The sequence below is a fragment of the Pseudomonadaceae bacterium SI-3 genome, assembly GCA_004010935.1.
Taxonomy (GTDB): Bacteria; Pseudomonadota; Gammaproteobacteria; order Pseudomonadales; family Pseudomonadaceae; genus Stutzerimonas.
On sequence record CP026511.1, the window covers coordinates 3,417,036 to 3,429,702 of the forward strand.

16 protein-coding genes are annotated in these 12,667 nt (G+C 58.2%); 1 reads left to right on the forward strand and 15 read right to left on the reverse strand.

The window, feature by feature from the left end:
• Nucleotides 1-7: 7 nt before the first annotated feature.
• From C1896_15950 to C1896_16000, 11 genes are all read right to left on the reverse strand, one after another.
• A complete protein-coding gene (locus tag C1896_15950) occupies nt 8-439 on the reverse strand; it encodes a nucleoside-diphosphate kinase (GenBank protein ID AZZ46266.1) in 432 nt (143 codons plus the stop codon).
• 161 nt (nt 440-600) lie between these two features.
• Nucleotides 601-798, reverse strand: coding sequence for a Fe-S assembly protein IscX (iscX, locus tag C1896_15955; GenBank protein AZZ46267.1), 198 nt, complete (start codon nt 796-798; stop codon nt 601-603).
• A 13-nt stretch (nt 799-811) separates the two neighbouring features.
• Nucleotides 812-1,150: an ISC system 2Fe-2S type ferredoxin gene (gene fdx, locus C1896_15960; GenBank protein AZZ46268.1), complete on the reverse strand. Its 339-nt coding sequence runs from the start codon at nt 1,148-1,150 to the stop codon at nt 812-814.
• 5 nt (nt 1,151-1,155) lie between these two features.
• A complete protein-coding gene (gene hscA, locus C1896_15965) occupies nt 1,156-3,018 on the reverse strand; it encodes a Fe-S protein assembly chaperone HscA (protein AZZ46269.1) in 1,863 nt (620 codons plus the stop codon).
• A gap of 41 nt (nt 3,019-3,059) precedes the next feature.
• Nucleotides 3,060-3,581: a co-chaperone HscB gene (gene hscB / locus C1896_15970; protein AZZ46270.1), complete on the reverse strand. Its 522-nt coding sequence runs from the start codon at nt 3,579-3,581 to the stop codon at nt 3,060-3,062.
• A 7-nt stretch (nt 3,582-3,588) separates the two neighbouring features.
• A complete protein-coding gene (iscA, locus tag C1896_15975; protein ID AZZ46271.1) occupies nt 3,589-3,912 on the reverse strand; it encodes an iron-sulfur cluster assembly protein IscA in 324 nt (107 codons plus the stop codon).
• Nucleotides 3,913-3,922: 10 nt separating this feature from the next.
• Nucleotides 3,923-4,315, reverse strand: coding sequence for a Fe-S cluster assembly scaffold IscU (locus C1896_15980; GenBank protein AZZ46272.1), 393 nt, complete (start codon nt 4,313-4,315; stop codon nt 3,923-3,925).
• A gap of 47 nt (nt 4,316-4,362) precedes the next feature.
• Nucleotides 4,363-5,577 (reverse strand): IscS subfamily cysteine desulfurase, encoded by a 1,215-nt coding sequence (locus C1896_15985; protein ID AZZ46273.1) that lies wholly within the window; start codon nt 5,575-5,577, stop codon nt 4,363-4,365.
• A 30-nt stretch (nt 5,578-5,607) separates the two neighbouring features.
• The gene (gene iscR / locus C1896_15990) at nt 5,608-6,099 is read right to left on the reverse strand and encodes a Fe-S cluster assembly transcriptional regulator IscR (protein AZZ46274.1); all 492 of its coding nucleotides are present in this window, start codon (nt 6,097-6,099) and stop codon (nt 5,608-5,610) included.
• Nucleotides 6,100-6,282: 183 nt separating this feature from the next.
• Nucleotides 6,283-7,059 (reverse strand): serine O-acetyltransferase, encoded by a 777-nt coding sequence (gene cysE / locus C1896_15995; GenBank protein AZZ46275.1) that lies wholly within the window; start codon nt 7,057-7,059, stop codon nt 6,283-6,285.
• Entirely contained in the window at nt 7,059-7,835 is a 777-nt protein-coding gene (locus C1896_16000) for a tRNA (cytosine(32)/uridine(32)-2'-O)-methyltransferase TrmJ (GenBank protein AZZ46276.1), read from the reverse strand. The genes cysE and C1896_16000 overlap by 1 nt, the downstream gene beginning before the upstream one ends.
• A 152-nt stretch (nt 7,836-7,987) precedes the next feature.
• On the opposite strand from C1896_16000, the gene C1896_16005 reads away from it, so the two are divergent.
• Complete coding sequence (locus C1896_16005) at nt 7,988-8,803, forward strand: inositol monophosphatase (protein AZZ46277.1); 816 nt, start codon at nt 7,988-7,990, stop codon at nt 8,801-8,803.
• 49 nt (nt 8,804-8,852) lie between these two features.
• On the opposite strand, the gene C1896_16010 is transcribed toward C1896_16005, so the two are convergent.
• The 4 genes from C1896_16010 to C1896_16025 all read right to left on the reverse strand — a co-directional run bounded on the left by C1896_16010 (nt 8,853) and on the right by C1896_16025 (nt 12,645).
• Nucleotides 8,853-9,386 carry a hypothetical protein gene (locus C1896_16010; protein ID AZZ46278.1) on the reverse strand — a complete coding sequence of 178 codons (534 nt, stop codon included), beginning with the start codon at nt 9,384-9,386 and terminating at the stop codon, nt 8,853-8,855.
• A gap of 72 nt (nt 9,387-9,458) precedes the next feature.
• Nucleotides 9,459-10,367 (reverse strand): protein translocase subunit SecF, encoded by a 909-nt coding sequence (gene secF / locus C1896_16015; GenBank protein AZZ46279.1) that lies wholly within the window; start codon nt 10,365-10,367, stop codon nt 9,459-9,461.
• Nucleotides 10,368-10,379: 12 nt separating this feature from the next.
• On the reverse strand, nt 10,380-12,248 hold the full coding sequence (secD, locus tag C1896_16020; GenBank protein ID AZZ46280.1) for a protein translocase subunit SecD: 1,869 nt from the start codon (nt 12,246-12,248) through the stop codon (nt 10,380-10,382).
• A 67-nt stretch (nt 12,249-12,315) separates the two neighbouring features.
• Entirely contained in the window at nt 12,316-12,645 is a 330-nt protein-coding gene (locus C1896_16025; GenBank protein ID AZZ46281.1) for a preprotein translocase subunit YajC, read from the reverse strand.
• Nucleotides 12,646-12,667: the final 22 nt, after the last annotated feature.

The window sequence follows — 12,667 nt, forward strand, 5'->3', positions numbered from 1 at the left end:
CGCCTGATCAGCGAATGCGGGCACACACTTCGGTGGCAGAGAAGAAGTAGGCGATTTCGCGAGCGGCGGACGCCTCGGAGTCGGAACCATGAACAGCGTTCTCATCGATGGAGACGGCGAAATCGGCGCGGATAGTGCCAGGAGCTGCTTCCTTCGGGTTGGTAGCGCCCATCAGCTCACGATTTTTGGCGATCGCGTCTTCACCTTCTAGAACCTGAACGATGACCGGACCAGAAACCATGAAAGCGACCAGATCTTTGAAGAAACCGCGCTCGCTGTGCTCGGCATAGAAACCGCCCGCTTCACGCTCGGACAATTGGACCATCTTCGAAGCGACGACGCGCAGACCAGCCTTCTCGAAACGAGAGGTGATTTCACCGATAACATTCTTGGCGACGGCGTCAGGCTTGATGATGGAGAAAGTGCGTTGCAGGGCCATTTGAAACTCCAGAAAACGATAGGTTAAAGCGAACGAGTAAACCCGCGAATTATACGCGGGTCACGACGAAAAATATAAGGGTAGCCTCAAGCCTGAACTTGACCACAATAAGCAGTCAGCGCCGGTTAATTCTGTAACAGTGTCCAGCGGGCGGCGTGCGATTAGGCTTCTTCGATCCAGGCCGCCTGTATGGCTTCCAGAACCTTCTCGCCGCCGCGCGTCGGATCGTCAGAAAAACCCGGTAGCTCGACAACCCAACGATGCAGCTCGACGAAATTCACGTAGCGGGGATCCACGTCAGGCTTGCGCTCAGCCAGCTCAATCGCGATATCCAATACGTCAGACCATTTAAGCGCCATGATTCACCTCGCCTTAATGACCTTCGGACACTTGATTGATGGTGTATTTCGGAATCTCGACCACCAGGTCGATATCCGCGACAGCAGCCTGACAGGACAGCCTGGACGTAGGCTCGAGCCCCCACGCCTTGTCCAACATGTCATCTTCCAGCTCGTCGGAGGCTTCCAGAGAAGCAAAGCCCTCACGGATCACCACATGGCAGGTCGTGCAGGCACAGGATTTTTCACAAGCATGCTCGATATCGATGCCATTTCGCAGCGCAGCGTCGAGCACCGTTTCACCGGGCTGAGCATCTACTACCGCCCCTTCCGGACAGTGGTCGGCATGAGGCAGGAAAACAATCTGCGGCATCTGGTTCAATCCTCGATATCGTTAAGCCGCCGTCCGGCCAACGCGGCCTTGACGGTGGAATCTAGTCGGCGTGCTGCAAAGGCATCGGTAATCTGGCTAAGACGCTTGACCTGGCGCTCGATGGCGAGGCCATCCTGACTATCAAGAAGCCCACGCAATTCGTGCACCTGCGACTTGATCGCCGCGCGCTCTTCATCATCTAGCAAACGCTCGCCATCAACCGCCAATGCCCCCTCAACCGCCTCAAGCAATCGCTGCGCATCGACCAACTGCTCACGAAGCGCTCGGGCCGTTTTGTCTTCACTTGCCTTATGAAACGAATCTTCCAACATGCGAGCAATCTCGCCATCGGTCAGCCCATAAGACGGCCTCACCTGGATACTCGACTCGACGCCGGACGCCAGCTCACGCGCCGAAACACTGAGCAGGCCGTCCGCATCGACCTGGAAGGTGACACGGATCTTCGCCGCCCCGGCCACCATTGGCGGGATGCCCCGCAGCTCGAAGCGAGCCAAAGACCTGCAATCGGCAATGAGCTCACGCTCGCCCTGCAGCACATGAATCATCATGGCCGTTTGGCCGTCTTTGTACGTGGTGAACTCCTGGGCTCGAGCGACCGGAATGGTGGTATTGCGCGGAATGATCTTTTCCATCAGACCACCCATTGTTTCCAGCCCGAGCGACAGAGGGATCACATCCAGCAGCAACAGCTCCTCTCCATCGCGATTGTTGCCGGCCAGCGTCTCAGCCTGAATTGCTGCACCGATCGCGACCACCTGATCGGGATCGATATCGGTCAGCGGATCCTGGCCAAACATCTCTCCAACCCGCTCACGAACCCGCGGCACACGAGTGGAGCCGCCTACCATGACCACCGCATGGACCTCTTCCAGCTCTACAGACGAATCACGCAGCGCGCGCCTGCACGACTTGAGACTGCGAGCGATCATCGGATCGATGAGTTCGTTGAACATGGCACGTGTCAGAACGCCCTGCCAACCGGCGTAGCGTACTTCGACAGCTTCGGTTTCGCTGAGCTGCTCCTTAGCATCACAGGCGATTTTCAGCACTTCACGCTGGGTGCCCGGATCGAGATCCTGTGAGGCACCAGCCTTAGCCAGAATCCAGCCGGCAACCGCATGATCGAAGTCATCCCCACCTAGCGCGGTATCGCCACCAGTAGCCAGCACCTCGAACACACCCTTGGTCAGACGTAGGATGGAAATATCGAAGGTGCCGCCCCCCAGGTCATAGATCGCCACGACCCCTTCAGCTTCGCGGTCCAGACCATAGGCAACGGCGGCGGCGGTAGGCTCGTTTAGCAGACGCAGCACGTTGAGATTAGCAAGACGCGCAGCATCCTTGGTCGCTTGACGTTGCGCATCATCGAAATATGCCGGCACCGTGATCACCGCACCGACCAGCTCGCCCCCCAAGACCGCCTCCGCACGCTCACGCAACGCGCGAAGTATCTCCGCAGAGACCTCTACCGGACTTTTCGCGCCCTGCACTGTCTCGATGAAGGGCATCTGTGATTGCCCCTCACTGAATCGATACGGCAGCTGCCCACCCAGCTGCTTCACGTCACCAATACCGCGCCCCATCAAACGCTTGACGGACAGAATGGTATTCAACGGATCGCTGGCCGCAGCAGCTTTCGCCGCCCGCCCCACCTCAACCTGAGCGCTGTGATAACGCACCGCGGACGGCAGGATCACCTCTCCATCAGCATCGGCCAACGGTGCAGTAACGCCACTACGCAGGGCTGCAACGAGTGAATTGGTAGTGCCCAGATCTATGCCAACCGCCAGGCGACGCTGGTGAGGTTGCGGGCTTTGTCCGGGTTCAGCTATCTGAAGTAAGGCCATGTCTGTCTGATATCGGGCGCAGCGTCTGGCGCTACGCGGGGTTAATCGTCGAGGCGCTCTTCCAACTGGCGCACTTCCTGGGACAGCTTGTCGAGGAATTGCATGCGGCGCACCAGCCGTTCCGCCTCCTCGCGCTGCGACTCATCCCGCCAGATGCCGGCGAAAGAATCATTGAGATTTTGCTGAGCCACTTTGAGGCGAGCCTTGAAGGAAGCTACGCCTGCGATATCGGCATCGTCTTGCAACTCCTCGAGCTCTTCGCGCCACTGCATCTGCTGCATAAGGAAAGCGGGATCCTGAACGGTCGCCTCCAACGGCATCTCGCGACCTTCGAGCGTCAGCAGGTAGCGAGCCCGACGCGACGGGCTTTTCAAGGTCTGATAGGCCTCGTTCAGATTCGTCGAGCGCTCGATTGCGTAACGCTGCTCGGCCTCACCAGCATCAGCAAACCGGTCGGGATGAACCTTACGCGCCAGCTCGCGGTAACGAGACGACAGCATCTCCGGATCGATATCGAATGTCGGCTGCAGCTCGAACAGCGCGTAGTGACAGGGAGTTCCCACAGCGTCCTCAGATGTTGAAGCTTTCGCCGCAGCCGCATTCGCCACGCACGTTAGGGTTGTTGAACTTAAAGCCCTCGTTCAGCCCCTCGCGGACAAAGTCGAGCTCCGTCCCGTTGAGGTACACGAGGCTCTTCGGATCGATGATCACCTTCACGCCATGGCTGTCGAAGACCGAGTCCTCTGCAGCTGCTTCATCGACGAACTCAAGCACGTAAGCCAGGCCGGAACAGCCGGTGGTACGTACGCCCAACCGGACCCCAAGCCCCTTGCCGCGCCCTTCCAGAGAACGGCGCACGTGATCGGCAGCAGCGGTTGTCATGCTGATAGCCATCGATACCCCCTTAGGCCTGCGGCAACCCTTTTTTCTCACGGTAATCGCGAACGGCCGCCTTGATGGCATCTTCTGCCAGTACCGAGCAATGTATTTTGACCGGTGGCAGCGCCAGCTCTTCAGCGAGCTGGGTGTTCTTGATGGTTTCCGCCTCTTCCAGCGTCTTGCCCTTCATCCACTCAGTGGCGAGAGAACTAGAAGCGATGGCCGAACCGCAACCGTAGGTCTTGAACTTGGCATCTTCGATCACGCCCTGCTCGTTGACCTTGATCTGCAGGCGCATCACATCGCCACACGCCGGAGCGCCGACCATGCCGGTGCCGATGGAAGGATCCTCAGCGTCGAACTTGCCGACATTGCGGGGATTTTCGTAATGGTCAATGACCTTGTCACTGTATGCCATGGTGCAATCCTCATTGAATCAGGCTATGCGGAACTCGACCGTTCGAATCAGTGGGCTGCCCACTCGACCTGCGAAATATCGACGCCATCCTTGAACATGTCCCACAAGGGTGAAAGCTCACGTAGTTTCGTTACCGCCTCGCTGACTTTCTGCGCGGCGTAATCGACTTCCTCTTCGGTGGTGAAGCGACCGAAAGTGAAACGGATCGAGCTGTGTGCCAGTTCGTCATTGCGACCCAGCGCGCGGAGTACATAAGACGGCTCCAGCGAAGCAGAGGTACAGGCCGAACCAGAGGAAACCGCCAGGTCCTTGAGCGCCATGATCAGCGACTCGCCTTCGACGTAGTTAAAACTCAAGTTCAGATTGTGCGGCACCCGTGCGGTCATACTGCCATTTACGTACAACTCTTCCAGATGCTCAACCTGCTTGAAAAAGCGGTCGCGCAGCCGAGTGATACGCTCGTTTTCTGCGGTCATTTCTTCTTTGGCAATGCGGAACGCCTCACCCATGCCAACCGACTGATGCGCAGCCAAAGTGCCCGAGCGCATACCGCGCTCATGCCCACCGCCATGCATCTGCGCTTCAAGACGTACACGCGGCTTGCGCCGCACATACAGAGCACCGACACCTTTGGGACCGTAGGTCTTGTGAGCAGAGAAGGACATTAGATCGACCTTCATTTTCTCCAAATCAATATCCACCTTCCCAGTCGACTGGGCGGCATCCACGTGGAACAGAACACCACGCGACCGGGTGAGCTCGCCGATGGCGGCAATATCATTGATCGTTCCGATCTCGTTGTTCACGTGCATGATGGACACCAGCACGGTGTCGTCACGCAGCGCCGCCTCGACCATTGCTGGAGTGATCACGCCGTCTTCGCCTGGCTCAATGTAGGTCACTTCGAACCCTTCTCGTTCGAGCTGGCGAGTCGTATCAAGAACGGCTTTGTGCTCGATCTTGCTGGTTACGATGTGCTTGCCCTTGGACGCATAGAAGTGCGCCGCGCCTTTGATTGCCAGGTTATTCGACTCGGTCGCGCCAGATGTCCAGACGATTTCGCGAGGATCAGCATTGACCAACTCGGCGACCTGACGGCGCGCATTCTCGACGGCTTCCTCGGCTTTCCAGCCAAAAGCGTGAGAGCGCGACGCCGGATTACCAAAGTTGCCTTCGGCAGTCAGACATTCGACCATCTTCTCGGCCACGCGAGGATCGACCGGCGTAGTAGCGGAGTAATCCAGGTAAATCGGCAACTTCATCAGGTATCTCCTATCAGGCTGTCGCCCTGCTCATTCGATGGCGGACGCTTCAATCTTATCCAGTTGCGGAGTCTGGCTATTGGCGCGGCGCATATCCTGACGCAGAGCCACTTCTTGAACCTCGCGGCGCTTCACCAGATCCGCCAGACTGATGCCACTCAAAAATTCGTGGATCTGCTGACTCAAATCGCACCAGAGATGGTGGGTCAGACAGGTGTCTCCCGAATGACAGTCACCCAGCCCCTGGCAGCGTGTTGCATCTACCGACTCGTTGACCGCGTCGATGACTTGTGCGACCTGAATGCCCGCCATTTCACGCGAGAGCTGATAGCCACCACCTGGCCCGCGAACACTGGTCACCAGGCTGCCACGACGCAACTTGGCGAACAGCTGTTCGAGATAGGAAAGCGAGATGCCTTGCCGCTCGGAAATATCCGCAAGGGATACCGGCCCGTGTTGCGCATGCAGCGCAAGGTCGAGCATCGCAGTGACGGCGTAACGGCCTTTGGTAGTCAATCGCATCGGTTCGCACCAAGCATCATGGTTTGAGGCAAGTATGCAATACCCGACTATTTAGATCAACTATAAGTCCCATTAAATCACTCGGACTTTAGCCGCATGAGATGATCTCTACGGGGCGTAGACTCCACCGACTTGCCCGCAGACAGGAATCCATCATAACAGCACGCCCGCCCTACCGCACTTTCAGGAGCGGGGCTCTTCGCCCGCCCGCTTGACCTCAGCGAAATCCTCCTCACGCAGCTCGGGCATCTGCTTTGCACAATAATCGCTGCCAAGTGCGGTCAACGCCTTACACATACCGTCCATGCGCTCCTCGACTGCCTGAACATGATCGAGCAACTGGCCGATAGCGCGCGCCACCGGATCCGGCATGTCCTCGGTCACACCGTATGCATCGAAACCAATCTTCTCTGCGATGGCCTTGCGCTTGGCCTGTTGCTCGTCATCGGACTTGGCAATAACCCGACCCGGAATACCGACCGCGGTAGCGCCGGCCGGAACCGCACGAGTCACTACTGCATTGGACCCGATTTTGGCGCCTGCACCCACCGTGAACGGGCCAAGAATTTTCGCCCCCGCCCCAACGATTACCCCATCCTCAAGTGTTGGATGACGCTTGCCCTTGCTCCAACTTGTACCGCCCAAGGTCACCCCATGATAGAGCGTCACGTCATCACCGATCTGCGCCGTCTCACCGATGACGATGCCCATCCCGTGATCGATAAAGAAACGGCGTCCTATCTGCGCGCCTGGATGGATTTCGATGCCCGTCAGCCAACGCGCCAGATTCGAATTCATGCGTGCCAGCCACTTGCAGTCGTTCACCCAAAGCCAGTGAGACACCCGATGAAACCAGACAGCGTGCAGACCCGGATAACAGGTGATGACCTCGAATGCGTTACGCGCTGCCGGATCGCGATGGAAAACGCTCTGGATATCTTCGCGCATGCCTTCGAACATCAATCACTTCTCCGCTTGTGGGGTTCGCCGCGGACGGCCTTCTGGGTTTCGGTAAGGATTCCGCGCAGAATATTCATCTCCAGCTTGCTTATACCGCTACGGCCGTAAAGCCTGCGCAGGCGAGGCATGAGATGCCGGGGTTTTTGGGGATCGAGGAAGCCAATTTCGACCAAGGTCTGCTCTAGATGACCGTAATAAAGCTCAAGCTCATCAGCCGTAACCGGCTGGGTATCAAGCATCGAGGTTGTTTCGAGCTTCTCCTGCTTGGTCGGCTGATCGTTCGCTGCCAGCCAGGCCATGCGCACTTCATAAGCGAGCACCTGCACCGCAGCAGCCAGGTTCAACGAACTGAAGTCAGGATCTGATGGGATATGTACATGGTACTGGCAACGCTGAAGCTCTTCGTTGGTAAGCCCGGCGTATTCCCGCCCAAACACCAACGCAACCTCACCGCCCCGCTCGACCTGCTCTAGACAGACCGTTCCGGTTTCGCGCGGATCCAGCAGCGGCCAGGGTATGCGGCGATCGCGTGCGCTGGTGCCCAGCACGAGACTGCAGCCCACCAACGCCTCCTCGAGCGTCGCAACGATCTCCGCGGAGTCAAGAATATCGGTTGCACCCGAGGCCCGAGCGACGGCGTTCGGGCTCGGAAAGTCCTCCGGATCCACCAGCACCAAGCGGGACAAACCCATATTTTTCATGGCACGGGCCGCACCCCCGATATTCCCGGCGTGACTGGTATTGACCAACACCACGCGAATGCTCTGTAGCGACACGGTTTTTTCTCTATCAGGAAGCAGACCGAAAGCTTACAGGAAGGATCCGCAGCTTCGCCATTAACCGTCTGAACGAGCCCTTGCCGAGCAACACGCCGCATAGGTTTCTGATAGAATTGCCGGCTTTCTTTAAACGACCAGGTATTTGATCGATGCAGCCCATGCTGAATATCGCGCTGCGCGCCGCCCGTAGCGCTGGCGAAATGATTGTTCGTTCCACCGAGCGCCTGGACGTGATCTCGGTTAGCGAAAAGGACGCGCGCGATTACGTCTCGGAAATCGACCGCACAGCCGAACAACTGATCGTTGCTGCGCTGCGCAAAGCCTATCCAAACCATGGAATCCTTGGCGAGGAAGGCGGGCAGCTGGAAGGCAGCGGGGACGGCAAAGATTACCTCTGGGTGATCGACCCGCTGGACGGCACCACCAACTTCCTGCGCGGCGTGCCTCACTACGCAGTCAGCATCGCTTGCAAATACCGTGGTCGCATCGAACACGCCGTGGTGATCGATCCGGTTCGCCAGGAAGAATTCACTGCCAGCCGGGGCCGTGGTGCCGCACTCAACGGGCGCCGCCTGCGTGTCAGCGCTCGGAAAAGCCTGGAAGGTGCACTCCTTGGCACGGGATTCCCGTTCCGCGACAGCCAGCTGGACAACCTCGATAGCTATCTCAATATGTTCCGAAGCCTGGTAGGCCAAACCGCAGGGCTTCGCCGCGCCGGAGCGGCCAGCCTTGATCTGGCCTACGTCGCAGCCGGTCGCTATGACGCGTTCTGGGAGTTCGGCCTGTCCGAATGGGACATGGCCGCAGGCGCGCTATTGATTCAAGAAGCTGGCGGCTTGGTCAGCGATTTCAGCGGCAGCCATGAATATCTGGAGAAAGGCCAGATCGTCGCGGGCAACACTAAGTGCTTTAAGGCGGTGCTAACCGCCATCCAGCCTCATCTGACTCCAGCATTGAAGCGGTAACCACAATCCCCCAAAAAAAACGCCCTTCTGGGCGTTTTTTTATGTCTTGTCACTGCTGCGTCAGCACCAGCTGACCATCATGGACCGGAATTCTCTGACCAGGATCGCGATCCATCCGAACCTGCCCAGTCTTGCCCTCGAGATCGTACTCCACCTCGTAGCCGACGATTTTTTCATGGCTATCGGTGACCGTACTGCAGCGAGTTTCCGTTGTGCTATAGGTGTCATTCGCCTGCATGCGGCCTTGCACCTGATTGCCAGCGTAGCCACCGCCTACGGCTCCAGCGACCGTGGCAATCTTCTTGCCACTGCCGCCGCCAACCTGGTTACCGAGCAGCCCACCAACGACCGCACCCACGGCCGTGCCAGCAAGACGATTGCTGTCCTGCACGGGCCTCTGGCGCGTGACCGTCACGTCCTTGCACACCTCACGAGGAGTCTGGATGGTCTCCTTGACTGGCCTCACGGCCAGCACGCTGGCAAACTCAGGCCCTCGATCGACCAAGGTGTAGGTTGCAAAGGCACCACCTGCGCTCACCACAACCGCCCCCAGAACAGCACCCACCAGCATCGACTTGTTCACTGCGTCTTCCTTCTTCTACGGGCGAGGCCCGCGGCGGCGCGTTGGACCTGTTATGCCGCGAGAAGTTCCAAGTCAGGGGAGTTCGTCCACCTCTTCGACAACAGGGGGGATGAGATCTTCACGCGTCAGATTCAGCCACACCAGCAACATGCCAGCCACGTAGACGGATGAGTAGGTACCAGCACCGACCCCAATCAGCAGAGCCAGCGAGAACCCCCACAGATTCTCGCCACCGAAAAACATCAGCGCGCCCACCGCAAGCAGTGTGGACACGGAGGTAGCAAGGGTCCGCAGCAGTGTTTGGGTGGTAGATATGTTGATGTTCTCGAGCAACTCCGCCTTACGCAGCATGCGGAAGTTTTCCCGGATTCGGTCGAAGATGACGATGGTGTCGTTCAATGAATAACCGATGACTGCCAACACCGCCGCCAGCACCGTCAAATCAAAGGAGATCTGAAACAGGGAAAACACTCCCAGCACCAGAATCACGTCATGGAACAACGACAGCACGGCACCAAGGCCAAACTTCCACTGAAAGCGGAATGCGACGTAAACCAGGATGCCGCCGAGGGCAAGCAACATGCCCAGACCGCCCTGATCCCGCAGTTCTTCACCCACCGCCGGCCCAACGAACTCGACTCGCTTAACCGTTACAGCGCTGCCCGCGTCGCCACCTCTCAACGCTTCGGCGATGCGCTCGCCCAGCAGCGGATCATCGCCCGGCATACGCACCAGGACGTCAGTGGTGGCACCAAAGCTCTGAACTACCGCCTCATTGAAACCTGAACCAACTAGTTGAGAGCGCACCTGATCCAGAGCGATCGGCTGCTCGTACGAGAGTTCGATAAGCGTGCCGCCAGTGAAATCCAGACCAAAATTCAGTCCTTTCACCGCCAGACTAGCTAGGGACACAAGCGTGAGCACTACGGTCAGGGCAAACGCCACGTGACGTACGCCCATGAAATTAATTACGCGTTTCATCGTGCTAGCCCCTTAAATCCACAACTTCTTGAGATCGCGGCCACCGTAGATCAGGTTGACCATGGCGCGAGTCACGACGACGGCGGTGAACATGGAAGTCATGATCCCGAGCGAGAGCGTAACGGCGAACCCCTTGATAGGACCGGTTCCCATTGCAAACAGGATGCCCCCAACCAGAAGGGTCGTCAGGTTCCCGTCAACGATCGCCGAAAATGCCCGATCGAAGCCCTCATGAATGGCACGCTGCACCGACATGCCGTTGGCTATTTCCTCCCGGATACGCGAGAAAATCAGCACGTTGGCGTCAACCGCCATGCCCATCGTCAACACGATACCGGCGATACCCGGAAGCGTCAGCGTGGCACCCAGCATCGACATCAAAGCCGTCAGCACGATCATATTGAACAGCAGCGCGACCGTAGCCAGCACCCCGAAGAACTTGTAGATCAGCACCATGAACACCGCGACGAAGAGGAAGCCCCACATCGCCGCCTCAACACCGAGCTGGATGTTTTCGGCGCCCAGGCTCGGACCGATGGTGCGCTCTTCGGCAAAGTACATTGGCGCGGCCAGGCCACCGGCACGAAGCAGCAGTGCCAGCTCGGACGACTCGCCTTGGCCGTCCAGACCCGTGATACGGAACTGACTACCCAGCGGCGACTGGATGGTCGCCAAGCTGATGACTTTCTTCTCTTCTTGGAAGGTCTCGACGCGAACTTCCTGTTCTACACCGTCAACCATCTGCTTGACGTAGCGAGTAGTAGGCCGCTGCTCGATGAACACCACTGCCATGCTGCGCCCGACATTGTTGCGAGTGGCGCGATTCATCAGATCGCCGCCATGGCCATCCAGGCGAATGTTGACCTGAGGCCGGCCATTCTCGTCATAGCTCGCCTGAGCGTCGGTAACCTGGTCCCCGGTAATAATCAGGTTGCGCTCAAGCTGGACAGGCGGACGCCCCTCCTCACGAAACTCAAAGCTCTCCGTTGTTGCACGGGCAGCATCGGCTTCGGCGGCCAGTCGGAACTCGAGGTTGGCGGTCTTGCCCAGAATACGCTTGGCTTCGGCGGTATCCTGTACACCTGGAAGCTCAACGACGATGCGATTAGCACCCTGACGCTGAACCAGCGGCTCGGAAACGCCCAGTTCATTGACCCGATTACGGACTGTGGTCAGGTTCTGTTTGATTGAATATTCACGAATTTCTGCCAGCTTGGCCTCGGTAATCGCCAAGCGCAGTACCTGCTGGCCATTACGCTCAGTGGAGGTCAGCTCGAAATCGTTGAAGCTCTTGCGAATCAGAGACTGGGCAGCAGAAAGCGTGGCCTCGTCAGCGAAACCGAGCTGCACAGCATTTTCCAGCTGAGGGAGGCTGCGATAGCGCACGCGCTCCTTGCGCAAAAGACTCTTGATCTCGCCTTCGTACACGTTGAGGCGGGTCTCGATGGCTTTTTCCATGTCGACTTCGAGCAGGAAATGCACACCGCCAGACAAATCCAGGCCTAGCTTCATCGGGCTTGCACCCAAATCGCGTAGCCACTCAGGGGTCGTGGGTGCGAGATTGAGCGCAACCACATAAGCATCGCCCAGCGCCCGACGCACTACGTCCTTGGCAGGCAGCTGATCGTCCTGATCGGTCAATCGCAACAGGCCGCCCCGCCCCTGCTCGTCCAGGTTCGCCGACTTGACCTCGATACCGGCTTCGGCAAGCGCCTTGCTGGCACGATCTAGATCGGCTTCAGTGACATTGAGCGAAGTCGCAGCGCCAGTGACCTGCACCGCAGGATCATCTGGATAAAGGTTGGGTGCCGAATAAATGAAGGCAATGCCAAGCACTACCACTATCAGCAGGTATTTCCAGAGGGGGAATCTATTGAGCATGACGCAGCCCGTCTAATGACGCGGGGCGCCTTGCGCGCCCCGTCGTTGGTGTTGAGTAGAAGTCAGCTCAGATGGCCTTCAGCGTGCCCTTGGGCAGCGTTGCGGCGATCGCCACCTTCTGGAACTTCAGCTCCACCGAGTCGGAGACTTCGATCACGACGAAGTCATCGGAAACCTTGGTGACCTTGCCAGCGATACCACCGGAAGTTACCACTTCGTCGCCCTTCTGCAGGCCGCCGATCAGGTTCTTATGCTCTTTGGCGCGCTTGGCCTGCGGGCGCCAGATCATCAGATAAAAAATGACCAGAAAGCCGACCAGAAACAGCCACTCGAAACCGCTACCAGCGGGACCAGCGGCAGCCTCTTGAGCATAGGCGGCGGGAATCAGAAAGCTCATGTAGCACTCCTGTTGCAGAGAT

Coding starts and splice junctions, on each gene's coding strand:
- C1896_15950 (AZZ46266.1), bottom strand. CDS start 439: ATGGCCCTGCAACGCACTTTCTCCATCATCAAGCCTGACGCCGTCGCC.
- iscX (AZZ46267.1), bottom strand. CDS start 798: ATGGCGCTTAAATGGTCTGACGTATTGGATATCGCGATTGAGCTGGCT.
- fdx (AZZ46268.1), bottom strand. CDS start 1,150: ATGCCGCAGATTGTTTTCCTGCCTCATGCCGACCACTGTCCGGAAGGG.
- hscA (AZZ46269.1), bottom strand. CDS start 3,018: ATGGCCTTACTTCAGATAGCTGAACCCGGACAAAGCCCGCAACCTCAC.
- iscA (AZZ46271.1), bottom strand. CDS start 3,912: ATGGCTATCAGCATGACAACCGCTGCTGCCGATCACGTGCGCCGTTCT.
- C1896_15980 (AZZ46272.1), bottom strand. CDS start 4,315: ATGGCATACAGTGACAAGGTCATTGACCATTACGAAAATCCCCGCAAT.
- C1896_15985 (AZZ46273.1), bottom strand. CDS start 5,577: ATGAAGTTGCCGATTTACCTGGATTACTCCGCTACTACGCCGGTCGAT.
- iscR (AZZ46274.1), bottom strand. CDS start 6,099: ATGCGATTGACTACCAAAGGCCGTTACGCCGTCACTGCGATGCTCGAC.
- cysE (AZZ46275.1), bottom strand. CDS start 7,059: ATGTTCGAAGGCATGCGCGAAGATATCCAGAGCGTTTTCCATCGCGAT.
- C1896_16005 (AZZ46277.1), top strand. CDS start 7,988: ATGCAGCCCATGCTGAATATCGCGCTGCGCGCCGCCCGTAGCGCTGGC.
- secF (AZZ46279.1), bottom strand. CDS start 10,367: ATGAAACGCGTAATTAATTTCATGGGCGTACGTCACGTGGCGTTTGCC.
- secD (AZZ46280.1), bottom strand. CDS start 12,248: ATGCTCAATAGATTCCCCCTCTGGAAATACCTGCTGATAGTGGTAGTG.
- C1896_16025 (AZZ46281.1), bottom strand. CDS start 12,645: ATGAGCTTTCTGATTCCCGCCGCCTATGCTCAAGAGGCTGCCGCTGGT.